Origin of the sequence: Pseudomonas sp. PDM22, from assembly GCF_014851965.1 — a bacterium.
Lineage (GTDB): Bacteria > Pseudomonadota > Gammaproteobacteria > Pseudomonadales > Pseudomonadaceae > Pseudomonas.
This window is the reverse complement of the sequence record NZ_JACVAR010000006.1, coordinates 114,895-138,471: the sequence shown is the minus strand read 5'-3', so window position 1 is coordinate 138,471 and position 23,577 is coordinate 114,895. Positions and strand designations below refer to the sequence as shown.

General features: G+C 63.5%; 19 protein-coding genes. 6 read left to right on the top strand and 13 right to left on the bottom strand.

Annotated elements, in window-relative coordinates:
* The first annotated feature begins 190 nt into the window (after positions 1-190).
* Entirely contained in the window at positions 191-1,186 is a 996-nt protein-coding gene (locus IB255_RS21275; RefSeq protein ID WP_151186699.1) for an LLM class flavin-dependent oxidoreductase, read from the top strand.
* Between the two features lie 491 nt (positions 1,187-1,677).
* Here the strand turns inward: IB255_RS21275 and IB255_RS21270 are convergent, their stop codons facing one another.
* The 7 genes from IB255_RS21270 to IB255_RS21240 form a co-directional block, all read right to left on the bottom strand.
* On the bottom strand, positions 1,678-2,046 hold the full coding sequence (locus IB255_RS21270) for a YajD family HNH nuclease (RefSeq protein ID WP_081516740.1): 369 nt from the start codon (positions 2,044-2,046) through the stop codon (positions 1,678-1,680).
* A 59-nt stretch (positions 2,047-2,105) separates the two neighbouring features.
* Positions 2,106-2,471, bottom strand: coding sequence for a YbaN family protein (locus IB255_RS21265; protein WP_230986115.1), 366 nt, complete (start codon positions 2,469-2,471; stop codon positions 2,106-2,108).
* 64 nt (positions 2,472-2,535) lie between these two features.
* Entirely contained in the window at positions 2,536-3,135 is a 600-nt protein-coding gene (locus tag IB255_RS21260) for a biliverdin-producing heme oxygenase (protein ID WP_081516741.1), read from the bottom strand.
* 266 nt (positions 3,136-3,401) lie between these two features.
* Positions 3,402-6,005: a TonB-dependent receptor gene (locus tag IB255_RS21255; RefSeq protein WP_192210818.1), complete on the bottom strand. Its 2,604-nt coding sequence runs from the start codon at positions 6,003-6,005 to the stop codon at positions 3,402-3,404.
* A 123-nt stretch (positions 6,006-6,128) separates the two neighbouring features.
* Entirely contained in the window at positions 6,129-7,052 is a 924-nt protein-coding gene (locus tag IB255_RS21250) for a FecR family protein (RefSeq protein ID WP_081517063.1), read from the bottom strand.
* Between the two features lie 107 nt (positions 7,053-7,159).
* Entirely contained in the window at positions 7,160-7,681 is a 522-nt protein-coding gene (locus tag IB255_RS21245; RefSeq protein ID WP_081516743.1) for an RNA polymerase sigma factor, read from the bottom strand.
* A gap of 170 nt (positions 7,682-7,851) precedes the next feature.
* Positions 7,852-9,210, bottom strand: a complete 1,359-nt coding sequence (locus tag IB255_RS21240; RefSeq protein WP_081516744.1) for an MFS transporter — start codon at positions 9,208-9,210, stop codon at positions 7,852-7,854.
* A 333-nt stretch (positions 9,211-9,543) separates the two neighbouring features.
* Here IB255_RS21240 and IB255_RS21235 point away from each other — a divergent pair, with 333 nt between their 5' ends.
* Positions 9,544-10,422, top strand: coding sequence for a LysR substrate-binding domain-containing protein (locus IB255_RS21235; RefSeq protein WP_192210817.1), 879 nt, complete (start codon positions 9,544-9,546; stop codon positions 10,420-10,422).
* Between the two features lie 473 nt (positions 10,423-10,895).
* Here the strand turns inward: IB255_RS21235 and IB255_RS21230 are convergent, their stop codons facing one another.
* Positions 10,896-11,246: a YciI family protein gene (locus IB255_RS21230; RefSeq protein ID WP_081517155.1), complete on the bottom strand. Its 351-nt coding sequence runs from the start codon at positions 11,244-11,246 to the stop codon at positions 10,896-10,898.
* Positions 11,247-11,422: 176 nt separating this feature from the next.
* Here IB255_RS21230 and arfA point away from each other — a divergent pair, with 176 nt between their 5' ends.
* From arfA to IB255_RS30850, 4 genes are all read left to right on the top strand, one after another.
* A complete protein-coding gene (arfA, locus tag IB255_RS21225; RefSeq protein WP_045215115.1) occupies positions 11,423-11,575 on the top strand; it encodes an alternative ribosome rescue factor ArfA in 153 nt (50 codons plus the stop codon).
* A gap of 73 nt (positions 11,576-11,648) precedes the next feature.
* Positions 11,649-11,948 carry a hypothetical protein gene (locus IB255_RS21220; RefSeq protein WP_081517154.1) on the top strand — a complete coding sequence of 100 codons (300 nt, stop codon included), beginning with the start codon at positions 11,649-11,651 and terminating at the stop codon, positions 11,946-11,948.
* A gap of 305 nt (positions 11,949-12,253) precedes the next feature.
* Entirely contained in the window at positions 12,254-13,513 is a 1,260-nt protein-coding gene (locus tag IB255_RS21215) for a lytic murein transglycosylase (protein ID WP_192210816.1), read from the top strand.
* Positions 13,514-13,649: 136 nt separating this feature from the next.
* Positions 13,650-14,693: a fimbrial protein gene (locus IB255_RS30850; protein WP_225594954.1), complete on the top strand. Its 1,044-nt coding sequence runs from the start codon at positions 13,650-13,652 to the stop codon at positions 14,691-14,693.
* Positions 14,694-15,290: 597 nt separating this feature from the next.
* Here the strand turns inward: IB255_RS30850 and IB255_RS21205 are convergent.
* The 5 genes from IB255_RS21205 to IB255_RS21185 all read right to left on the bottom strand — a co-directional run bounded on the left by IB255_RS21205 (position 15,291) and on the right by IB255_RS21185 (position 23,304).
* On the bottom strand, positions 15,291-15,791 hold the full coding sequence (locus IB255_RS21205; RefSeq protein ID WP_081517152.1) for a fimbrial protein: 501 nt from the start codon (positions 15,789-15,791) through the stop codon (positions 15,291-15,293).
* 339 nt (positions 15,792-16,130) lie between these two features.
* Positions 16,131-18,794, bottom strand: coding sequence for a fimbria/pilus outer membrane usher protein (locus tag IB255_RS21200; protein WP_192210815.1), 2,664 nt, complete (start codon positions 18,792-18,794; stop codon positions 16,131-16,133).
* Between the two features lie 122 nt (positions 18,795-18,916).
* Positions 18,917-19,666 carry a molecular chaperone gene (locus IB255_RS21195; RefSeq protein ID WP_081517150.1) on the bottom strand — a complete coding sequence of 250 codons (750 nt, stop codon included), beginning with the start codon at positions 19,664-19,666 and terminating at the stop codon, positions 18,917-18,919.
* Positions 19,667-19,755: 89 nt separating this feature from the next.
* Entirely contained in the window at positions 19,756-20,262 is a 507-nt protein-coding gene (locus IB255_RS21190; RefSeq protein WP_081517149.1) for a fimbrial protein, read from the bottom strand.
* A gap of 522 nt (positions 20,263-20,784) precedes the next feature.
* Positions 20,785-23,304 (bottom strand): fimbria/pilus outer membrane usher protein, encoded by a 2,520-nt coding sequence (locus IB255_RS21185; protein WP_225594974.1) that lies wholly within the window; start codon positions 23,302-23,304, stop codon positions 20,785-20,787.
* Positions 23,305-23,577 lie beyond the last annotated feature (273 nt).

Sequence of the window (23,577 nt, the reverse complement as noted above, 5' to 3'; positions counted from 1 at the left end):
CGCATGACAGAGCGGTGACCGTCCGGTGAACAGGTGATGGCAATACGCTGGCGGCCCTGTATCACTCGGCGGCATGAGCACTATCGATCCCGACAAGTGGTCAGGCGCGGAGTGCCTCGATAGAGTCACGGTCAAAGTCATGTCCGCGGCGTTGCGTGTCAGCGCCTGTGTGACCCGAATCGGAGTGCCTATGAAGTCCCTGTCAGATATTGCCTTCTCCATGCTCGACCTGGTGCCCGTGCGCGACCAGGGCAGCGCTGCCGAGGCGCTGAACAACGCCGTCGAGGTTGCCCGGCACGTCGAGCGCCTGGGCTTTACCCGCTACTGGCTGGCGGAGCACCACAACATGGACGGCATCGCCAGCTCGGCCACCGCCGTGCTGATCGGCCACATCGCCGGCAAGACCGAGCGCATCCGCGTCGGCTCCGGCGGGGTGATGCTGCCCAACCATCCGCCGCTGGTGGTGGCGGAGAACTTCGGCACCCTGGAAACCTTGTATCCCGGCCGCATAGACCTGGGTCTGGGCCGCGCGCCCGGCGCCGACCAGGCGACCATGCGCGCGCTGCGTCGCGATCGCCTGGGCGACGGCGCGGACTTCCCCGAGCAGGTTGCCGAACTGGAAATGCTCCTCGGCCCGCGCCGCTCGCAGCAGTCGCTGCTGGCAATTCCGGGGGAGGGCACCAACGTGCCGATCTGGTTGCTCGGCTCCAGCCTGTTCAGCGCCCATCTGGCCGCGCAGAAGGGCCTGCCCTACGCCTTTGCTTCGCACTTCGCGCCGCGCTACCTGCACGACGCGCTGCGCATTTATCGCGAGAACTTCCAGCCCTCGGCGGTGCTCGACAAGCCCTACGCCATGATTGGTGTGCCGCTGGTGGCCGCGCCGACCGACGAGGAAGCCGAATACCTGGCGACCACCGCCTTCCAGCGCGTATTGGCGCTGATCCGTGGCGACAGCCTGAAACAGAAACCGCCGGTGAAGAGCATGGCCGGCTTGTGGCTGCCCCATGAGCAGGATGCGGTGGGCAATTTCTTCGGCCTGGCGGTGATCGGCGGCCCGGAGAAGGTGCGCAGCCGCCTGGAAATCCTGCTGGAGCAGACCGGTGTGGACGAGATCATCTTCACTAGCGACATCTACGACCACGAGCTGCGCCTGCGCTCGCTGGAGATCGTTGCCGGCCTGCGCTGATCGAGGCTCTTCGTAGGACCGAGGGGGGCGCCTAGCCCTTGCTCGCGAATGGTCTCGCAGCGGGGCTGGGTTCGCGAGCAAGCTCGCTACTACAGGACTGCGCCGAGCCTCGCCTTCAGGATCGCCCCATCGGCGCGATCGCGGGCATGGCCCGCTCCTACAGGGAGATTCAGCGTCCGAGAATGGCGTAGGAGCAACTGTCTTTCCCTGGTAGTTCCGTGTTTGTGCTTCCCCCCCTCACCCCAGCCCTCTCCCTCAGGGAGAGGGAGCAAATCGTGCCGGCTGACGCTGTGGTTTCATCCGGCACCGAACGGTCCCCTCTCCCCCTGGGAGAGGGTTAGGGTGAGGGCCGATCCGAGCGCAGATCTATCCGGTAGGAGCGGACTTTGTCCGCGATAGTGTCCGGCGCGATGCAGGCCAATCGCGGACGGAGTCCGCTCCTACCCATCCGCCTGCATCGGCAGAAACCTGCGGCAGCAAATGGGGGGGCCTCAGGCCTCGCCGTCGTCCTTCTTCTTCAGCAGATCCGCCAACCCGGCCAGGCCCTTGTGGGTGACCTTCGGCCCTTTCGCGCCCGCGTCGTTGCTGTTCTGGTAATGCAGGTCCACCTGTCGCTGGTGCTCGTTGTCGTGGCAGAACAGGCAGAGCAGCTCCCAGTTGGAGCCATCCTCGGGGTTGTTGTCGTGGTTGTGGTCGCGGTGGTGGACGGTCAGCTCGCGCAGGCGCACGCCGCTGAACTCGCGGGCGCAGCGCCCGCAGATCCAGGGGTACATCTTCAGGGCTTTTTCGCGGTAGCTGGTTTCGCGGCGGCGCTGGGCTTCGGCGAGGACGGCGTCGACTTTGCTGGTGGGCTGGTTCATGGCTCGTAGAAGAGAGTGTGGAATCGGACTTCCAGCATAAGTCCGCTGCCGCGCGCTGGCTACGGCCTGGGCGTATCCGGGCGCGACCAGATCCACAGGTTGCCAACTGCCATGCCGAGGATCACTGCATACAGCCAGAGGCCGTGGGGCAGGGTGATCAGCATGATCGCAAGCGCCACGAGCATCGCGAGGCTGGCGCTGATCTTGGCGCGGCGCGCGACGGCGCGGCCATTGCGCCAGTTGTGCAGGATGGGACCGAACAGCCGGTGGTTCTCCAGCCAGGCGGACAAGCGCGGCGAACTCTTCGACGCGGCCCAGGCGGCTAGCAGGACGAACTCGGTGGTCGGCAACCCCGGCACCACCAATCCCACCATGCCCACACCGAGGCTGGTGTAAGCCAGCAACGCGAATGCCAGTCGGGCCAGCCGCGAGCGCGCGGGGCCGAAGGGATTGGCGCGCGCCGCATCGGCAGGCGCGCGCTCGAGGGCCTCAGACGGTGGCGGGAGCACTGTCGTAGCTGTGTTGCAGCAGTTGGGAGAAACGCTCGAAAGCGGCCACGGCGCCGGCTTCGGCTTCGCGCTCTTCGGCTTCGCTCAGCTCCAGGCCGTCGAGGGTGCGGGTGAAGCGCTTCCAGCCTTCGGCACGGCCGCCTTCGGGCTCGCCCAGGTGACGGGCGCCGGTGTTCTCGTCCAGGCCCAGCGCGGCAACGCGCTTGATCAGGAAGGCGGCGCCGAGCTTGGAACCTTCGGAGACGAACAGCCAGCCCAGGGCATGGGCCTGGCTCGGGTTGCTGATGGCGCCGGCAACCGGGGCGGGCACTTGGGTGTCGAGGTCGGCCAGGTCCAGGCGGGCCTGTTCGGCGCGGCAGCGCTGCGGCAGGTCGGGGAAGATCTTGCCCAGCTCGGCGTCCTGATACAGGGCCTGCAGCTCGGACTGGAACAGGTACTGGGCGACCACGAAACGGGCGAAACGCTCGCGGCTGGAGAAGGGCTCGCGGGCCTTCACGGCGTGGTCGAGACGCTCGTGGGGGGCGTGGGTCAGCGCGTTCAGGCGCTGCGAGCGCAGGGCGGGGAGTTCCAGGGTGGTCATGTCCAATTCCTTGAAATTACAGGTCTTTACAGACGAGACGAACGAGTTCGGGGAAAGCGTAAAGATTGTCGGGTGTTCACCGGGTGGTGCCGGAGCGAAGCGGGTTCGCGAGCAAGCTCGCTCCTACAGGGATCGCGCTTTTCGTAGGAGCGAGCTTGCTCGCGAACAAAGCGGGCACCGGATTCACCAGGAGCCCCGCGCCACATTGGGTGGCGGATAACCTGTTCCAGGTTATGCGCCCTACGTTCAGACAGGGCGCTTGCGCATCAGATATCCCACACCAGGTTGATCGCGAAGTTGCGGCCCGGCTGGGTCAGGCGGTCGAGGTTGGCCGGGGCCAGTACCGAGGCTTCGCCGACGCCGTCGTAGCCGCGCACGTCATCCCACAGCCAGTACTTCTTGTCGGTGAGGTTGTACAGGCCGGCGTTGAGGGTCAGGTCGTCGGTCAGCTTGTAGTAGCCGGTCAGGTCGAGGATGCCGAAGCCCGGGGTCTTGAACTGGCTGCTGGTGCCGTCGGGGGCGTTGAACTGGCTGTCGTCGACGCGGGTCTTGCGCTTGACCAGGGTCCAGTCGAGCAGGGCGCCGTAGCGGCCGGCCTGTTCGTCGTAGCCCAGGCCGAACACACCGGTGAGCGGGTTGACGCTGTTGATCGGCTCGCCGGTGTCCTTGTTGCGGCCGTAGGCATAGGCCACCGAGCCCTTGGTGTAGAGGCCCTGCGGCGCGCCGAAGGCGCCCAGTTCCAGGCGGCCCTTCAGCTCCACGCCCTTGATGATGGCGTTCTTGATGTTGTTGCTGGTGAAGGTCGGCTCGTCGTAGCCGGGGGTGATGGCGTCTTCGTTGATGAAGTCGCGGTACTTGTTATAGAAGACCGCCACGTCGAACGAGCCTTCCTCGAAGTTGCCGCGCAGGCCGGTCTCGTAGCTCTGGCTGCGTTCCGGGTCCAGGTCCGGGTTGGGCTCTACGCGGTAACCGGTGGTGGGGTTGTCGAAGCGGCCGTAGAGCGCCTTGGCGGTCGGGGTGCGGAAGCCCTGGGCGTACTGGCCGTACCACAGGTAGTTGTCGTTGAACGAATAGGTCACGCCGAGCTTGGGCGAGAGCTGGTGCCAGCTCTTGTCTTCGCTGCTCACTTCGCCTTCGCCGCTCTGGTCGACGGTGTTGAGGAACTCGTCGGTGATGTGCGGCTTCAGGCGGGTGTGGTCGTAGCGCAGGCCGGGCAGGAAGGTCCAGTCGTTCCAGCGGATCTCGTCCTGGGCGAACAGGGCGTAGGTGTCGATGGTCGGATCGGGAAAGTCGCTGCTGCGGGCCAGGCGGTCGGAGGCCACCGAGCTCGGGCCGCCGATGGTGGTGCAGGTGCGGCTGACGGCCAGGCAGGTGGCGTCGCCTTCGCGGTAGCCAGTGACCTTCTGGCGCTTGAGGGTGGTGCCGTAGGTCAGCAGGTGGTCGGTGTCGCCCAGGGCGAAGGCCTTGTCCATCTGCAGGTCGAGCACCCACTGGCGCTCCTTGTACTGGGTCTCGCGGGTCCGCAGCACCTGGCGGGTGATCGGGTAGTAGAACTCGTCGGTGCTCTGGTCGGTCTTGGCGATCTGGTAGTTGAAGGTCCACTTCAGGTGGTCGGCCACCGCGCTGTCCAGCAGCATCTGGTGTTCCAGGCCGTAGCGTTCGCGGGTGATGGTGTCGTTGCCGGTGCGCCACTGGTACATGCCGCCGGGCAGCACGCTGTCGGGGATGGTCGGTGCGCCGTTGAAGTACGGGCCGCCGTAGGCGCTCTTCTGGTCGGTGTCGACGTCGTCCTTGTACTTCTCGTAGACCAGGCCGAAGCGGTTGCCTTCGGCGTAGTTCCAGCCAAGCTTGGCCAGCACGTTGGTGGTGCGCACGTCTTCGGGGTTGGCTTCGGTGCGCGAAAGGCCGGTGCCGCCAGTGCTGCCGTAGGACTCGGTCTCGTGGCCGTTGCGCTGGCTCAGGTGCAGCAGGCCGTCGAAGTCGTCGTGGCGGCCGGCGACGGTGGCGGAGGTCAGCCAGCTGTCATCGGCGGAGCTGTAGCCGGTCTTCAGGCGCGCGCCGACGTCCTGGCCGTCCTTGATGATGTCGTCCGGGTCGAGGGTGAAGTAGCTCACCGCGCCGCCGATGGCGTTGCTGCCATACAGGGCCGAGGCCGGGCCGCGCAGAACTTCCACGCGCTTGACGATTTCCGGGTCGACATAGTTGCGCTCGGTCTGCGCGTAGGGGCCGTTGAAGAAGCTGTTGGGGATCTCGACGCCGTCGATCTGCGTCAGCACGCGGTCGCCGTCGATGCCGCGGATGTTGTAGCCGGTGATGCCGGCACGGTTGCCGGTGCCGCCGACAGAGACGCCGGGCATATCGCGCACCAGCTCCTTGATGCTGTTGACGTTCTTGCGGTCCAGCTCTTCGCGGCCGACGACGTTCACCGTGGAGGGTACCGAGGTGACGCTCTGTGCCTGGCGGGTCGCGGTGACGGTGAGCGGTTGCATCTCGGCGACGGAGGAGAGGTTGCGCTCCAGCACCACGTTGCGCGGGCCGAGCTGGCGCACGGTCAGGCCAGTGCCGCCGAGCAGGGTCTTCAGCGCGCGCTCCGCCGGCAGGCGGCCGCTGACGCCCGGAGAGACCACGCCGTCAGCCAGGTCACCGGCCACGCCAACCTGCCAGCCGGTCACCGCGCTGAAAGCGTTGAGTGCCTGTGGCAGTGGTTGGCGGGCGATGTCGAAGCTGTAGCCGGCCTGGGTCTGGCTGGCTTCCGCCGCCTGGGCGGAAGTGGCCGGCAGGCTGGCGAGGCCGATGGACAGGGCGAGCAGCGAGATGCTGGCCGGCGCGGACAGCCGGCGCAGAGGGGCACGCGAAGAAGCAATGGTCATCGAAGGGCTCTCTTAGTCAGTCTTTGTTTGCATTCGTAAATGCGAATCTATTGCATTGGCTTCTGACTAAACGAACGAGCCTTTCGGATCGCGTAAAAAAACTTTCTGCCGTGTGGCGGGGGCTCAGTTGAGGATCAGCAGTTTCGGGTATTCGTGCAGCTCGGCGGAGGTGATCTGCGCCAGCGAACGTGCCACGCCCAGCGGGTCGTCCAGGCGCCAGTTGCCGGTGACGCTGACGTTCTCCAGGCGCTCGTTGGTATTCACGATCCAGCCGGGGTAGTAGCGGCGCAATTCGGCCAGCACCTGGCTGAGCGGGCAGTTCTCGAACACCATGCGGCCCTTTACCCAGGCCAGCTGGGATTCGGCCTCGGCGCCGTGCTGGCGCTCGCCGAAGCCTTGCGGGCCGACGCGGATGCTGTCGCCGGCTCCGAGGCTGACGCGGGCGTCGTCCAGCCGCGTGCGCAGGTCCACTTCGCCACGCTGCACGCTGACTTCCGCCTCGTTGCCGAGGTAGCGCACGGCGAACGCGGTACCGCGCACCGTGACCTGCACCGGCCCGGCCTCCACCTCGAAGGGGCGGCTGCGGTCATGGGCGACGTCGAAGAAGACTTCGCCGCGGTAGAGGCGGGCAACGCGCTGCTGGTCGTCGACCTTGCTGGAGAATGCGGTATCGGTGTTGAGCAGCACGTTCGAGCCGTCGGCCAGCTGGACTTTCTGGCGTTCGCCGACCGCGGTGAGATGGTCCGCACGCAGGCGCGTCAGCAGGTCGCCCTGCACCACGACTCCGATGGCGAGTACCAGCGCCGCGGCCGTGGCGACGGGTTTCCAGAAGCGCCGCGGGCGACGCAGCGGCCGGACTTTTTCCTGCGCCCGTTTGCGTTCCAGGCGCGCAGCGGCAACCGGCAGCAACGGTGACTGCCACGCATCGCGCACGCGCTGGTAGGCACGCGCGTTGCCTTCGCTGGCGGCGAGCCAGGCATCGAAGCGCGCGCGGGTGGCGGCGTCCATGTCGTCCTCGAGGATCAGCCAGTCGAGGGCTTCGGCCATCTGCTGGTCGTCGGGCGGCGCGGCGTGGGGCAAGGGGCGATCCTCGGGGCGGTGCTGGGGTGGTGAGCCGCGCATTGTTGTCGAATCGGCCGGCGAACGGTAGTCCGTCATACCGATTCCTCAAGGCGGCTGACCAGTCCGACACAGATCGCCATGATCAGTTTCAGTTCCTTCTGCACGGTGCTGGGCGAGATGTCGAGCTGCTCGGCGATCTCCGCGTAGCCGCAGCCGTGCAGGCGGCTGAGGATGAAGATGCGCTGCTGGCGCTCGCTGAGCTCTTCGAGGGTGGCGCCCAGGCGTTCGAGCAGCTTTTCCGCGTGCAACTGGTCCTCGGCGCTGGAGCCCGGCGCCGGTACCGCCTGCACCACATCGAAAGGCACGTCCTCGAGCATGGTCCGCGACTGCATGCGCAGGTGGCGCAGGTGGTCCAGGGCGAGGTTGCGGCCGGTCTGGAAGAGGAAGGGTTCCAGGTGATCGATGCGGCGTTCGAGCAGGGTACGGGCGACGCGCAGGTAGGTTTCCTGCACCAGGTCTTCGGCGATGCTCGGGTTCTTCACCATCCGTACGAGCGTGCGCAGCAAAGGCAGGCGCTGGGCCAGGAAGACCGCGTCGAGGTTGGAAGTGCTCACAAGGGCGTCCAGCAGGAATAATTTTTAAATGATAATCAATGTTATTCAGAGGAGGCGCATGGCACAAGTCCATCCGTGGTTCCGGATGTGTAGGCGCCAACGAAAAAAGGGCGAGGCGCGCGGGGCGCCTCGCCCATTCCCTCAGCCGGCCGGTGAGGGGTAAGCGGGACTCAGGAGCGCACGGGGCGTGCGTTCAGGCGGGGCTGGTCGTTGGCCGGTTGTGCCTGGTCGGCTGCTTCCGGGCGGCTGTTCCAATGCGGGATGAGGATGCCGGCGGCGATCAGCGCGGTGACGGTGAAGCCGATGAACACGGTGTAGGTGTCGAAGTAGCCTGGCAGCAGGCCACCGAGGATCGCGCCGACGGAGCCGCAGCCATTGACGAAGCCCGCCGCGGTGCCGGCCGCTTCGCCGGTGCCGAAGTCCACGGCGGCGGAGCCGCTGATCATCGAGTCCGGTCCGTACAGGGTCAGGCCCATCATGAACAGCAGGGCCAGCACCAGCAGGCTGCTGCCGGTCTGCATGGCCGGGACGAACAGCGCCAGGCAGACGGTCAGGCCGAGCAGGCTGATCACGCAGGCGGGCATGCGCCGCGCGCCGAAGATGCGGTCCGAGGCATAGCCGATCAGGATCGGCCCGAGCAGCCCGGCAACCTCGAAGGCCGACGGCAGGATCGCCGCGCCGACCTTGCCCAGCCCCGGCATGCGTTCGTAGACGATCACCGGGCCCCACAGCAGGATCGCGTAGCGCGCCGGCTTGAGCAGGAAGTACGCCAGCCCCAGGGTCAGCACGGTGCGGTTGCGCAGCACCTTGCCGAGGATGCGCAGGGACTTGCCGTTCGCGCCCTCCTGCTTGAAGCCGGCGTAGTTCACCGCCCCGGGTTGCTGCACATCGGCTTCCACCGGCGGCAGGCCGACGTCCTGCGGGCGGTTGCGTTGCAGCAGCAGGAACAGGATGGCGACCGCACCGACCACCGCGGCGGTGGAGTAGAACGCCGCATGCCAGGTACCGAACACCTCATAGGCCCACCAGCCGGCGAAGGGCGAGGCGACCAGTCCGCCGAAGGCGTAGCAGGTGCTCCACAGCCCGAGCACGCGGCCGCGCTCATGGGTGGCGAAGAAGCTGCCGATGTTCTTGCACAGCCCGGACCAGCCGGTGGATTGCGCCAGGCCCTGGACCACCATGCAGGTGGCGAAGATCGGCAGGGTGGCGAAGCTGCCCATCACCAGCGCGGCGACGGCGGAGATCAGCAGGCCGCCGAACACCACCACGCGGGGGCCGTAGCGGTCGGCGAAGACACCCCAGGTGAACTGGCCCACCGCGTAGGCGGTGAGGTAGATGGCGTCGAGGTTGGCCATCGCGATCTTGTCGAGATGGAAAGTGGGGTCTTCGGCGATGCCGAGCTTGGCCACCGAGAAGGCTTTGCGGGTGAAGTAGAAGGCTGCGTAGGCCAGCCAGGTGATGGCGAAGATCTGCCATTTCCAGCGCGCCAGCGAAGCGCGCGGCGAAGCGGTGCCGTGAGGGTTGAGCATGATCTGACCTCGTTGTTGTTGTGCTGTGCCGGCAGTCAGTGGGTAACGCCTTTTTTATTTTTGTTTTCGAAGCACGTCGCACCGTCTTTGCAGTGCGGGTCAGAAGCGCTGGAGCTGTTCTGTACCGCCTTGCCGAACCCATCAGGTTCGGCGGCGGTGGAGGGATGGAAACAATTTCGAATAAATAACTGAAATCGATTTATCAGATTTCAAAAATAAGCTGAGCTTGTATGACAGAGGGCCATGACGTTAGTGTTCTGCGCGAATGACTTTGTAGTCGCTTTCCGTCTGCTGGTGAAAAGACGGTCAGAACCTTCCCGCCGAGGCGTGCCCATGTCCGTTTCCCACGCTCAACTCAAGGCCTTCCATGCCGTTGCCGTACACGGCAGCTTCACCCGCGCCGCCGAGCGACTGTTCCTCACCCAGCCGGCGGTTTCCGACCAGGTGCGCAAGCTGGAGGAGCGCTACGGCGTGCTGCTGTTCCATCGCAACAAGCGTTCGGTGCGCCTGACTGAACTGGGCGAGCGCCTGCTGGCGGTGACCCAGCGGCTGTTCGTGATCGAGGCGGAGGCGCAGGAGCTGCTGCAGGAATCCAGCGCGTTGCAGACCGGCAGCCTGACCCTGGCGGTGGACGCGCCGGTACACGTATTGCCGCAGATCGCGCGCTTCTGCCAGCGCCATCCGGGCATCCGCGTGAAGCTGGAAACGGGCAATACCGACGAGTCCCTGCAGCGACTGTTCGACTACCAGGCGGACCTGGCGCTGCTTGGCCGCGAGGTGCAGGACGAGCGCCTGCTGACCTTCACCCTGCGCAGCGACCCCATAGTCGCCTTCGTCGGCCGCAGCCATCCCTGGGCCGGGCGCGAGTCCATCGAACTGGCCGACCTCGACGACACGCCGCTGGTGCTGCGCGAGCAGGGCTCGGTGACCCGGCAGATGCTCGAGGCGGAAATGGCCCGCGCTGGCTGGCGCATCCGCCCGGCCATCGAGGTGGAGGGCCGCGAAGCGTCGCTGGAAGCGGTAGCGGTGGGAATTGGCGTCGGCGTGGTGTCGGCTGCCGAACTGGGGGCCGATGCGCGTGTGCATGCGCTGCCGATCCTCGATTGCCACTGGCGCATGAGCGAGACGCTGGTGTGCCTGCGTGAGCAGAGCACCCGGCGGATCGTGGCGACCTTTCTTGATCTGGTGAAGGAATACTTGCCAGCGGAGTAGGGGCTGTTCGCATCCTTCCGAAGGTTCCGTCGCACCCGTAGGGCGAATAACCCGGAACGGGTTATCCGCCAGGACGGCGGATAACGCCCTGGGTGTTATGCGCCCTACAGGGGATATCGGCGCGCGGCGCTGTTGTAGGAGCAACTGTCTTTCCCTGGTAGTTCGGTGTTTGTGCTTTCCCCCTCACCCCAGCCCTCTCCCTCAGGGAGAGGGAGCAAATCGTGCCGGCTGACGCTGTGGTTTCATCCGGCACCGAACGGTCCCCTCTCCCCCTGGGAGAGGGTTAGGGTGAGGGCCGATCCGAGCACAGATCTATCCGGTAGGAGCAGCCATGCCCGCGATCGCGCCCATGGGGCGCTCCTGCCATTCGGCACCGCGCGTCCCGGCGCGAATTACCCTGAACGGGTTATCCGCCGTCTTGCCTTCGGCGGACAACACTGCGCGTTACTCGCCCCAACGCCGCCCGCCATACCTCACTCCCACTCGCGCACCTGGCGTACCTCGACGCACCCCAGCCGCCCTGGCGGAATCTTCGCCGCAATGCGCTCGGCCTCCTCCATGCTCTGCGCCTCGATCAGGTAGAAGCCGCCCAACTGCTCCCGCGTCTCGGCGAAAGGCCCGTCGGTAACGGCAAGCTTGTCACCCTGGCCGCGCACTGTGCGCCCGGTCGGCGTCGGCAACAGCGCATTGGCCGCGATGTAATTACCGCTGCGCCGCAGTTGCTCGCTGTAGGTCATGCACTCGTCGACGATGCCGCGCAGCTCGGCCTCCGGCAGCTCCGCCGCCTTGCGCTCGTCAAAGTAGATCATGCACAGAAACTTCATCGCCCTTGCCCTCGTTCTTGTCCGTGGTGCCAGAAAGGTCCGTCGACCAGAGTAGCCCCGAATCGCACACGGCAGCCTTGGCCCGCTCGCCGGTGACCAATGGCATGGACAAACGTCCCAGATAGGCAGAAGATGCGCCCGCCGGCAATGGCACCGGCCTAAACGAGGAAAGTCACATGGCGAAGAAATCCAAACGGCCGAACAAGGCCAAATCCCTGGTCGCACAGCCCCTGTTCCGCAGCCGCCAGGAACAGCCGCTCAAAGGCAAAGGCAGCTACCGCCGCGAAGCCTCCCGAAACTGGGAGGCTTCTTCGCTTCTGGCGGCCTGAAATCCTCAAAAAACCTGAACCAGCCCCGCCCTTTCGCTTTCAACCGGACAGCCAAGCCCTGGAGGTCCAAACCATGAAAGCGCCCCTGATCCTCGCCATCCTCGCCCTTCCCTTCAGCCTGTCCGCCCATGCGTTCTGCTCCGACCAGGAAGCCGAAGCCAAGGGCAAGCAAGTTGCCGCAAAGGTCACCGAAGTCACCCGCAGCGACCCCCAACGCGCACAGAAGCTCAATGAAAAACTCGCGGAAATGAAGAAGTCTCGCTCCAGCGAACAGCGCCCGGACGACTGCGCCGCCTATGACGACATGCTCAAGGAACTGAACCAGAGCGCGCCCAAGGTCGATCAGGAAACCGGCGCCACACCCAAGCAGTAACGGGGCGGACCGTGGGCCGGCACCAGACGACCGGACCGTAGGGCGCAGCAACGCCAGATGGCCGACCGTAGGGCGCATACCCCGGAACGGGTTATCCGCCGCATCCTCCACGGCGGATAACGCTGGCGCGTTATGCGCCCTACAAGAGTGCGGCGGCGCGCCGCCCGACGGTTACCTTGTCGCCAGGGGGAATTTTCCCGCGGCTGCGCCATCGAATCTGCACACCCGCCGATTCTGCCCAACGCAGACGCGTCACAGTGGCCATGCTAAGGTGGCCCCTCCCCTGCCAGTTCCCGAGGAGAGCAATGCGCAAGCCTGTTTCACCTGTTGTCGGCCAACGCTGCCTGCTCGTCGCCGCTCTGTCCCTGGCCAGCTTCGGCCTGCTGACGTCCTGCACGGAGCCGCCCCCAAAGGGCGCCGCTGCCGAGCATGCCCGACCAACGCAAAGCTTCGCCCAATGGCGCGACGACTTCCGCATCCAGGCGCTGGCTGCCGGCATTCGCGCAGAAACATTCGACACAGCCTTCGATGGCATCGAGCCGGATGATTCGGTAGTGACCGCAGATCGCAGTCAACCCGAATTCACCCGTCCGGTCTGGCAGTATCTGGAAAGCGCCGTCTCGCCAGCGCGGGTCCGCAATGGCCGGGACCGCCTGTCGCAGAACGCCGAGACGCTGCAACGCATCGACACCACCTACGGCGTCGACCGCGAAGCCGTCGTCGCGATCTGGGGCATGGAAAGCAATTTCGGCCGGCAGATGGGCAGCAAGAACGTTATTCGCTCCCTCGCCACGCTCGCCTACGAAGGCCGTCGCCCGGATTTCGGCCGCGACCAGCTGATCGCCGCCTTGCAGATCATCCAGCATGGCGACGTGCCCGCCAGCAACATGATCGGTTCCTGGGCCGGGGCCATGGGGCAGACGCAGTTCATCCCGACGACCTACAACCGCTACGCCGTGGACTTCGACGGCGATGGCCGGCGCGATATCTGGGACTCGCCCGGCGACGCGCTGGCCTCCACCGCCAACTACCTGAAGACTTCCGGCTGGCAGCGCGGCCAGACCTGGGGCTTTGAGGTCCGTCTGCCGCAGGGCTTCGACTACGCCCTCGCTGAAATGAGCATCCGCAAGCCCATGGCCGAATGGCTGCGCCTGGGGGTGCGGCCGGCCAGCGGCACGCTGCCTGGCGATCCGCAGGCGAGCGTCTCACTGGTACTCCCAGCAGGCTATCGCGGCCCGGCGTTCCTGGTAACGGACAACTTCCGCGCCATTCTCAAGTACAACAACTCAACCTCCTACGCCCTCGCCGTCGGCCTGCTCGCCGATAGCTTCAAAGGCGGCGGCCAACTGGCGGGGAAATGGCCAGTCGAGCAGGTGCAACTGAGCCGCAGCGAGCGGCTCGAACTGCAGCAGATCCTTGGTGAGCGCGGTCTGAATCCCGGCACGATGGACGGCATTATCGGCGCCAACACACGCCAGGCAATCCGCGCGTACCAGCAGTCCATTGGCCTACCCGCCGATGGCTACCCGACGCAGGACCTGCTTGCCCGGCTGCGCAAGCACTGACACACAGCGATACCCACCAGCGACAGGTTGCTTTCAGCCCTTTCCGAGGCGAACGCCAGAACAACCTGACCCTCTCTCCTGGCAGAAGGGGGCGAAACTACGCACTCGCTTCATTCCTTCGACCGGGTTATCGCAAATGAATGTCCACAGAAAGGGCCTGCGCCACCTCCTGACGGCGCCCCAGTTGCTATTGACACTGATGGTCCTCCTGGCCAGCAACGGGGCATGGGCCAACGTCACTTGCTCCAAGACTTATGGCAACGGCGTGGTCATGCTGACGCTGCCCAGCACCATCATGGTCCCCCGAGACGCGACCAACGGTACGATGATCGGCAACTGGGTTGCGGACTGGCCCACCAACATGTGGAGCTGCAGGGGCACCCAAGACACGGACGGCGTAAGCATGAGCCTGTCAGCGGGCTCAGGTGTGGGAGCCTCCACCGGCACCACCTACAGTGACGGGGGCAGACTCTATACCGTCTATAAAACCAATATTCCCGGCATAGGGATAATTGTGTCCGGCGGCGGAAGAATGGGCTCTAACTCGTCGAGCTACTCCAGTCTACCGAATTACGTATCGTCATATCCGATCAAAACCGGAACCGCCTCCGCCGACGCCGGGGGTAGAGTCGCACTGATCAAGTACGGCCCCTTGACCAATGGCGGCGGTGTCATCCCAGGGATGACCGTGGTGACGTCGAACATTTCGCCCACCTCCAGCTCGGCCAGCATGAGCTGGCAAACCACAGCGACCACCATCCTGGTGGGCGCTTGTGAAACACCCAACGTCATCGTCCCCCTGGGCAAGCATCTTCGCGCCGAATTCAGCGGCATCGGCAGCTACACCCGATCAACGCCGTTCAATATCAGCGTCAACAACTGCCCTGCCGGGCTCAATGGCATCCAATACAAGCTTGACCCCATGACAACGGTGGTGAGCTCCTCACAATCCGTGGTGGCTCTGGACAGTACCTCCGACGCGACTGGCGTGGGCGTGCAGTTGCTCGATAGCAACGGCACCGTGTTCCCGCTGTCGACCTACAAGGCCTTTGCCAACTACAACAGTGCCACCGGCGGCAGCTACGCTATTCCGTTCCAAGCGCGCTATTACCAGACCGGAGCCACCATCGGCACCGGCAAGGCTAATACCGGCATGACCCTGACCATGCTGTATCAATAGTAGCGCCGAGCACTCGCCGGCCAAGGGTCGCCTGGGCAGAACCGCACCTCGTCCCGAGTCAAGGTTCTGCTCTTTTGCCTCCGCCTTCCGGGCTGCACCGCTCATCGCGCGGCCCAGTTCATCCCTCCCCGCCCTGGCGAGGGATTTCAATCTCCGCCAAAGCCATCCGCCGGAAGCCAAGCACTCCTCACCGCGGATCATCTTCCAACCACCAGTGATGCTCCACGGGAACTGACGTCTTCAAGGATGCCAACACCCCGTCCGCATTCCGCTTCAGGCGCACGACTACCCGATCGGCACACCCGGCGGAGAATGCTATCTGCAGCTCTCTGGGAAGTTGCTCTGGCGGCCCCACTCCCGTGGTTCTTAGATGGGTTGAATCCGTGCTCATGCCGCGCTTTCGCAGCTTGAACGAGAGTGCTGCCGGCATTCTCCCCACTATGAGTACATCTTCCGGGTGTCATGCAAGCGAAAGCATCTCGCGCTACTCAGGACAGGTGCGCAATCGATGCAGGATCAAACGAGCGAAGCGGCCTGGAAACAGGCCGCGAAGGCAGGCGCAACAGAAGCCCGCGCCGGGTACGCGGGCTGGGTGTGTCAGTACTGCAGGGTAATGTAGCCGAAAGTCTTGAGCTCACCCGGAGTCACCGGCGCTGCCTTGGCATAGTACTGGCCGTAGTACACCAGGTCAGCGGCACCGCCGGTCACGGTACGGCCAGTGTCCGCATTCATGTTGATCGGCGCGAAGGCATCATCCAGCACGCGGAGTTGCGCGTTGGTACCCGCGACAGTATTAACCAGGGCGCCCGTTGCACTATCGACGTTGGTCATCTTCTCCCAGACAACCTTGACGCTGCTGGGGCAGTTGGTCAGCTTCAGCGTGAAGGGCGTGTTCATGGCCCAGTCACCGACCTTGTTCAACGCGTTCTTGTTGATGGACGGCAGAGAGACGTTGATCGTTGCAGGTGCGACGCTCGAACCGTTGATGGTGCAGCTCTCGTCGAGAACCTGCCCATTGATCTCGACCTGAGCGTCGTAGGCGAAGGCTGGTGTGGCGACCAAGGCGAACATCGTGCCCGCTACCAACAGTTTTTTCATCTTCAATATCCTTTGAAAGGGTGAAACCATGGCCGGAAGGTAGTCCCGGCACTGACTGCTTGACGTAAGCACCAGCTCAAGGAATATAAAGTTCGGTAGCAGGCAGCCACTATCAGCCCACATGGTTATTCACGTATGAATGGACGCTGCCTCCTGCCATATTTTCTTCAGATGAAATCTGACAGCAGCTCCGCCACAGCCGGCAGGAAAAATCAAAAACTGGCCGGCCCACAAGAGCACCCGGCACTCCATCCAGAAGCAGGGGATGAACGCGTGTCGCAGCGCCGCTAACCGGGGAGCGAGAGCCCTTCCAGAAAAAGGGGCCGCGGGCCGCCTCCATCAACGCGAGGCGACTTGCGGCTTGTCCAGTACGAGCGAACAGGTGGCGTTGGTTTTCAGGAAAGTCGCTCCTTCCACCTTGTCCTCGGGCAGCGCGTAATTCAGGCGGCAGCTCTGGCCGGAGCCATCGCCCCACTTGACCAGCAACTCACCCTTGGGCTCGAGGCCGCGCATGAAGATCTTGCCGCCCTGGCCGACCATCGACAGGTTGTTGCCCTTGGCGTCGAACACCTCGGCACCCACCGGAATCGCAGCACCATCCTCGCGGTCGATCATCATAAGCACCGGCACGCCACTGGTGGTGGGGTACTTGAGCATGACCACCGAACCATAGCGCGGAGCAACGCTTTGCTGGGTAACTTGCAGCTCGACGTTATCGGAGGTGCCTTTGGGGTCAATCTCCAGGTCGTTCTGACGATACGGGGTGAGGCCGCCGACCACGGCGTAGCCGTTGCTGGCGACCTTTGCGCCAACGTTGGCGTTGACCGAAGCTCCCTCAGCACCTTTGGCCTCGAGCACGGCGATGGTTTCGCCCTGGTTCTGGGTGAAGTTGATGCCACCCGGATGCGCCACGACGGAGCCGCGTACGCCGCCGCCGACCTGCTTGTAATGATCGCCGCCGCTAACGTTGGCGTTGTAGGTGGCGTAGGGCGAATTGTAGGTGCCGTTGGCGCCGCCGCTGTAGGTGCGATCACCATCGTTCTTGTCACCCGAGCCGTACACCGAATAATTGTACTGGCGCTCGTCCCCGGCCACACCGCTGAGGGTGGTCTGCAGATTATCGTTCTTGCCATCACTGAAGGTGAAGTTGTTGCTCACGGTCATCGGGCTAGCCGACTCGGTGCCGATCGGCACGTTGATCGAGAGCATGTATGTATTTTCGTAGTCGCCGACCTGGTTGTTGGTGCGTGATGCGCTTACCCCCACGGTACCCCAGCTCAAGCCCGTGCTGTAGCCGGCCTGGTAGTTGGTATCGCTGCCGCTGCGGTTCCAGTAGTCCTGCTTGGAGCCATTGACATAGAAGGAGCCGCGCTCACCAACCGGCTGGGACACGGAAAGCTGGTAGCGGTTGCGCTGACGGTCGAAATCGTACTGCTCGCCCAGCCGTCCCCAGACCTGGGCGTAATCCTGCAGGCTGAGGTAGTCGGCGCTGTTGAAGCGGTAAGCCGCGATGGTCATGTTGGTACTGGTGGCTTCGAGCAGCTTGCTGTAGGTCAGCCGGTAGCTCTGGCCGTCCATGTTGCGCTTAATGCCATAGCGGTCGGTGGGCAGGTCCCTGGCGTGGGAAAGCGTCACATCCATCGCGAGCGCACCCATCGCGGTACTGAAGGCCAAGCCGCCCTCGCCGGCCAGATAGGTATCGGCAAGGATACCGCCGGTATAGGCGGTCATCAGATTGTTGACACCGTACTGGTAGGTGCCCTGGGCGAAGTTGGGCTCGCGCTCGAGTGTGTCGTCACGGTACCTACCGACCGTCAGGCTGTAGCGCGATACGCCGGGGCGCACCAACTGGCTGATGGAAGCGTAGGGAACCATGAAGGACTTCACGCGGCCATCGGCCTCGGTGATTTCAACGGTCAAGTCACCAGCATAGCCGGTGTTGTATAAGTCGTTGATTTCAAATGGGCCGGGGGCCACGCTGGTTTCATAGATGACATTGTCGCCCTGCTTCACTCGAACACGCGCATTGGTATCGGCGACGCCACGAATATCGGGAGCGAAGCCACGCTGGGCATCAGGCAACATACGATCATCGCTGGCCATCTGCACACCGGTGTAGGGCACGGAGTCGAACAGGTCGCTGGGCGAGTAATACTGGCCAATGGTGAGCTGGGACTTCAGCGGCGTGACGTCACGCTGGGCATAGGTGCTCAGGGATTTGTATTCGCTTTGCGTCGGCGTTCCGTCGGTCATGTTGCGGTTGTAGCTGGCGTTGTAGCGCATGCGCCAGTCTGCGAAATTGACGCCCGCGTTGACGCCGGCGTAGCCCTGGGTCGACTTGCTGCCGTAGCTATCGGTCTGGTAGAGATTGGTGTTGTAGTTGACGAAGCCAGCAGTCACGCCGCCATCCCACTGTGATGGGTCGACGTAGCCGCGCAGGGCGCGGCCGACATAGAGCTGCGGGATCGATACGTGTGCGGTCAGTTCCGACAGATCGACGTCGATCTTGCCTTCAGGCACCGCTTTGGAGAATTCGACGCAATCGCCAACGATGCGCTTCTGGTTTTCCGGCGGCAGCTTGTCGACTGACACCCCCATTTCGCGGAACTGCGAGGCACGGATGCAGTAAGCCGACACGGTTGTCCTGTCGGTACCGCTGGCCACCGCACGGATAGGCATACGGCCGATCCAGCCATCATTGACGTAGACATCCAGGCTGTACTCGCCCGGTGACACGGGGGTACCGTTCTCGAAGCGGGTGACGTCGACACTGGGCGTCTTGCCATTGTTGTCGAAAAAGTTCGGGTTAAAGGCCGCAAAGCTCGAGGAGGCGTTCACTTCGCTCTGCTCAGCCGCCTGGATGACTGGACTGCCAGTCGCCAGCAAAGCTGACAACACCAGGCAGAAGCAGGAGACGACCGGCAGTGTGGTGGCGGGCGCCACAGCGTGCGTCAAGGGCGATATCTTATGCTGTGGGAGCAGACCGCCATATGTGATGTCCATGATCGTTGCTCTGTGTATTCACTTTTTCGCAGGCAAAATCGCCCCGGACCCTGATCGGCCAGTTCCAAGTAGCAAAACAAAAGGGGAGGCGCGGCTGCTCAAGCCTTGCGCCAGGAAGACGCCTAGAGAGAGGCTTCTTCCTTGTTCAGCGCGCCGTAGTCACTGACCCACTGGTAGTCGACCCTCGCCCCCGCACCCGGCGGAGCGGTGAGGGTCGGCAATGGGATGTCCTTGCTGCCATTGGGTGCAACCATGGGCATGTCATCGGCCTTAACGGTGAAAATCTGGCCATTTGCGGCCAGTTGCACAGTAACCAGCGACACGTGGTAGGCAGCATCGTTCTTGACACGCAAGACGTAACCAGCACCGGAGGGCGCGACTGACCAATGCAGCCCTTTGGCCGCGTCGGCCGGGGTGCCAGGCAGTCCTTCAGGGCGGTAGAAGATTTTCAGGCGCGAACGCACGGCGACCTGAAGGAAGTTGGCGTCCTTGTCCTTGGGCATGGGCGGAACGTCGAGAACGTTCAACCAGAAAACGCTTTCCTGCTTCTTCGAAGCAGCGTCATCGCCGGTGTAGATCAGGCGCAAGGCCTGGCCTTTCTTTGCTTCGACACGAGCAATGGGTGGCGTGATGAGGAATGGGCCATCGGCCTTGTCGGCGGTGAGCTTTTCATTGCCCTTGTCGACCCAGGCCTGGACCAGGGAAGGCTGGTCGGAGATGTTGTTCATCTTGACCGTCACCTCCCGCTCCTTGGCGGGGTAGACGACGCGGGAGCCCTGGATGACGATGCCGGCGTCCGCCAGACCGGACCACAACATGGCCAGGCCGATGCAGCCAGCGAACCACACGGATTTGGAAGTCAGACTTGCCATTGCTCGATCACCTCTAAAGGCCGGAGGGAGGAATCCCTCCCCCGGATATTTCAAGCTTCGCTACAACCACTACGAGGCGGCTGCCCCTGTTAGTAAGTCAGGGTCCAGTAGCCAACGGTTTGCAGCTTGCCGGCGGTAGCCGAGCCAGCCTGGGAGTAGTACTGCGCCATGTAGTTGAGGGTGGCACTGCCGTCGGCGGCCGGGGTGAAGGAGTAACCAGCGTCGGTCTGGATGTTGATATAGCTGTTGGCCGGGTCGATCAGGCGAACAGTGGCGTTGGTGCCAGCGATGGTGTTGACCAAGGTACCGGCAGCGTCAACCTGGCCAGTAATTTCCCACTTGGCCTTGGTAGCCTGGACAGGGCAGTTGGTCAGCTTGAACTGGAACGGCGTGTTGCCAGCCCAGCTCTCGGCTCCAGCCAGCGCGCTCTTGTTAACCTTCGGCAGGGTCACGTTCACGACGGTGGAGCCGTCAGTATTGCCGTTGACGGCGCAGGTCTGGTCCAGCACTTCGCCGTTGAAGTTGACCTGAGCGTCATAGGCAAAGGCGCCCACCGAAGTGGATGAGAGGATTGCGGCGACGAGTAGCTTTTTCATTTGTTTCACTCAGCAGGGTTAGGGTGGTCGGGGTGCCGCCTCACGATGTTGGGCCACATACAAGGCATCTCTGCCTCCCCCGTGGCGACGACCGCTGCCTGTTCAGTTGCGGCCAGCGACGGTAGGAATTGTGCGGCTCTCCCGGTTCGCCCTGCTGTCAGCGAATCCCAACTTTTCCGTCAGAATCTTCTCAACGAAAATCACCCCGTCTCACACCCATTTCGTCCTAAATACGTAAGAATCCAAGCTACCCATCTTCCTAGGAAGAACAGTCGACTAAATGAAAGAGCGGCGCCCTGCAGTCGGCCCTCCACTGGAGAATCATCTCGACACGCACGAAAAAGGCGCCTAGAAGGCGCCTTTAAAGGGTAAGACTGGAACTCGAACCTCAGGCTCACCGGCCTGGAGACTCCCTTACGGATAGACGAGCATCAGATAAGCGTTGCCCGACTGGTAATCCCTTCTTCGACCTGCAGTAGGTGCCACATCGGAGTCGGCGGCAGGACAATGCCAGCAATCCGCTCAACGGGTGGCAACCTGCGGCTTTTCCAACATTGGCCGACAGGTGGCGTCGGTCTTGAGGAAGGCCGTGCCCACTGCTTTTTCACTAGGCAATTGGTAGCTGAGCTGGCAGCGCTGGCCGGAGCTTTCGCCCCACTTGACCACCAAGTTGCCACGAGGCTCCAGGCCCCGCAGGAACACCTTGCCGCCCTGACCGACCATCGACAGGCTATTGCCTTTGCTGTCGAGTACCTCGGCGCCCAGCGGGACGGCTTCGCCATCGTCCCTGAGGACGGACATGAGCACAGCGGCACCGCTGACGGTGGGGTACTTGAGCATCACCACAGAACCATAGCGCGGCGCCACGCTTTGCTGGGTAACCTGCAGCTCGACATCGCTGGAGGTACCCTTGGGGTCGATCTCCAGATCGTTCTGGCGGTACGGCGTCAGGCCGCCAACCACGGCATAGCCGTTACCGGCCACCTTGGCGCCAACGTTGGCGTTGACCGCCGCGCCTTCCGCCCCCTTGGCCTCGAGGACAGCAATGGTTTCGCCCTGGTTCTGGCTGAAGTTGATACCGCCAGGGTGAGCCACGACTGAACCACGAACCCCCAGGCCGGCCTGCTTGTAGTGGTCGCCGCCGCTGGCGTTGACGTTGTAGGTGGCATAGGGAGAGTTGTAGGTAGCGTTTGCGCCACCGTTGTAGGTACGGTCGCCGTCAACCTTGTTACCTGAACCGAACACGGCGTAGCTGACTTCACGTTCCTCACCGGCCGTGCCGCTGAGGGTAGTCTGTACGCTGTTGTTCTTGTTGTCGGTGACGTTGACGTTGGTAGTCAAGGCCATCGGCCTGCCACTATCCATGCCGATCGGCACGTTGACGTTAACCATGTAGGTGTTCTCGTACTCACCGTACTGGTTGTTGGTGCGCGAGGCGCTTACTCCCAGGGAGCCCCAGTTGAAGCCGGTGCTGTAGCCGGCCTGGTAGCTGGTATCGCTGCCGCTGCGGTTCCAGTAATCCTGTTTGGAACCATTGATATAGATAGAGCTTTGCTCACCTACAGGCTGGTTCAGGGTGAGTTGGTAGCGGTTGCGCTGGCGATCGAACTCATACTTCTCATCGAGACGCCCCCAAACCTGAGCGTAGTCCTGCAGGCTGAGGAAGTTTTCACTATTGAAGCGGTACGCGGCGATGGTCATGTTGGTGCTGGTGGCTTCGAGCAGCTTGCTGTACGTCAGCCGGTAGCTCTGGCCATTCATGTCACGCTTGATGCCATAGCGCTCAGTTGGCAGATCGGACGCATGGGACAGCGTGACGTCGCCAGCCAGCGCACCCAGCTCCGTACTGATAGCCAGGCCACCCTGGCCGGACTGGTAGGTGTTGGCCACGATACCACCGCCGTAGGCCGTCAACAGGTTGCTGACACCATACTGGTAGGTGCCCTGGGCAAAGTTCGGCTCACGGTCGAGGGTGTCGTCGCGGTATTGGCCGGCAGTCACGCTGAAACGCGTTACGCCTGGGCGCACCAGTTGACTGATAGAGGCATAGGGCACGAGGAAGGACTTCACGCGGCCGTCGGCCTCGGTGACTTCCACCGTCAAGTCACCGGCATAGCCGGTGTTGTAAAGGTCGTTGATCTCGAAGGGACCCGGCGCCACGCTGGTTTCGTAGATAACGTTGTTGCCCTGCTTGACCTGTACCCGTGCGTTACTTTCCGCCACGCCACGGATACTGGGAGCGAAGCCGCGCTGAGAGTCCGGCAGCATGCGATCATCGCTGGCGATTTGCACGCCCGAGTAGGGCACAGAATCGAACAGGTCGCTGGGCGAGTAATACTGACCGACCGTGAGCTGGGATTTCAGCCGAGTGATATCGCGCTGAGCATAGGTGCTCAGAGATTTGTAGTTGCTTTGCGTCGACATGCCGTCAGCCTTGGTGCGGTTGTAGCTGCCGTTGTAGCGGACACGCCAGTCCGCGAGGTTGACGCCCGCGTTGATCCCCGCGAAGCCCTGAGTAGAGTCGTTGCCGTGGCTCTCAGTCTTGTAGACGTTGGTGTTGTAGTTGAGGAAGCCGGCGGTCACCCCACCATCCCACTGGGCCGGGTCCACATAGCCGCGCAAGGCTCGGCCGACATAGAGCTGCGGAACGGAAATACGCGCGGTCAGCTCGGACAGATCGACGTCGATATTTCCGTCGGGCACGGCACTGGCGAAATCGACACAGTCGCCCACGATCTGCTTCTGGTTTTCCGGCGGCAGCTTGTCGACGTCGATACCCAACTCACGGAACTGCGCGGACTTCAAGCAGTAGCGCGCCGAGGCGTTCTTGTCGCTACCGTTGGACACAGCCCGAATGGGCATACGGCCAATCCAGCCCTCGTTGACATAGACATCCAGCCGGTATTCTCCGGGCGAAACGGGCGTTCCATTCTCGAAGCGAGATACGTCAACACCGGGCCCAGTGCCATCGTTATCAAAGAAGTTGGGGTTGAAGGCCGCATAGCTCGGCGCGCCGCCGGCGTGTTTGGGAGCGTCCGGCATCTGCGGCGTCAGGGCTGGAAGCTCCTGCGCCTGAAGCGTACCGCCGACTGGGATGACCAGAGCAGCCAGAAGCAGCCCGCAGACCAGGGATAGGGACAGGGAGGGTGGCAACGCAGACGCTACGGCCATGGCCAATGGCGAACGCTGATGATGGGGGGAGAGCCTGCCTTGTGTTGTGTCCATGATCCTCTGTACTCATCCATTTACCGCGGACGAATTCATCCCTGCCCCAAGGGGGCATGCTGGGATAAAAAGGGGCGAGGCGGCTGGCCC

Excerpts from the sequence above, each read along its gene's own strand:
- IB255_RS21275 (WP_151186699.1), top strand. The coding sequence starts at position 191 with ATGAAGTCCCTGTCAGATATTGCCTTCTCCATGCTCGACCTGGTGCCC.
- IB255_RS21270 (WP_081516740.1), bottom strand. The coding sequence starts at position 2,046 with ATGAACCAGCCCACCAGCAAAGTCGACGCCGTCCTCGCCGAAGCCCAG.
- IB255_RS21260 (WP_081516741.1), bottom strand. The coding sequence starts at position 3,135 with ATGACCACCCTGGAACTCCCCGCCCTGCGCTCGCAGCGCCTGAACGCG.
- IB255_RS21255 (WP_192210818.1), bottom strand. The coding sequence starts at position 6,005 with ATGACCATTGCTTCTTCGCGTGCCCCTCTGCGCCGGCTGTCCGCGCCG.
- IB255_RS21250 (WP_081517063.1), bottom strand. The coding sequence starts at position 7,052 with ATGGCCGAAGCCCTCGACTGGCTGATCCTCGAGGACGACATGGACGCC.
- IB255_RS21240 (WP_081516744.1), bottom strand. The coding sequence starts at position 9,210 with ATGCTCAACCCTCACGGCACCGCTTCGCCGCGCGCTTCGCTGGCGCGC.
- IB255_RS21235 (WP_192210817.1), top strand. The coding sequence starts at position 9,544 with ATGTCCGTTTCCCACGCTCAACTCAAGGCCTTCCATGCCGTTGCCGTA.
- IB255_RS21230 (WP_081517155.1), bottom strand. The coding sequence starts at position 11,246 with ATGAAGTTTCTGTGCATGATCTACTTTGACGAGCGCAAGGCGGCGGAG.
- arfA (WP_045215115.1), top strand. The coding sequence starts at position 11,423 with ATGGCGAAGAAATCCAAACGGCCGAACAAGGCCAAATCCCTGGTCGCA.
- IB255_RS21220 (WP_081517154.1), top strand. The coding sequence starts at position 11,649 with ATGAAAGCGCCCCTGATCCTCGCCATCCTCGCCCTTCCCTTCAGCCTG.
- IB255_RS21215 (WP_192210816.1), top strand. The coding sequence starts at position 12,254 with ATGCGCAAGCCTGTTTCACCTGTTGTCGGCCAACGCTGCCTGCTCGTC.
- IB255_RS30850 (WP_225594954.1), top strand. The coding sequence starts at position 13,650 with ATGAATGTCCACAGAAAGGGCCTGCGCCACCTCCTGACGGCGCCCCAG.
- IB255_RS21205 (WP_081517152.1), bottom strand. The coding sequence starts at position 15,791 with ATGAAAAAACTGTTGGTAGCGGGCACGATGTTCGCCTTGGTCGCCACA.
- IB255_RS21200 (WP_192210815.1), bottom strand. The coding sequence starts at position 18,794 with ATGGACATCACATATGGCGGTCTGCTCCCACAGCATAAGATATCGCCC.
- IB255_RS21195 (WP_081517150.1), bottom strand. The coding sequence starts at position 19,666 with ATGGCAAGTCTGACTTCCAAATCCGTGTGGTTCGCTGGCTGCATCGGC.
- IB255_RS21190 (WP_081517149.1), bottom strand. The coding sequence starts at position 20,262 with ATGAAAAAGCTACTCGTCGCCGCAATCCTCTCATCCACTTCGGTGGGC.
- IB255_RS21185 (WP_225594974.1), bottom strand. The coding sequence starts at position 23,304 with ATGCCGGACGCTCCCAAACACGCCGGCGGCGCGCCGAGCTATGCGGCC.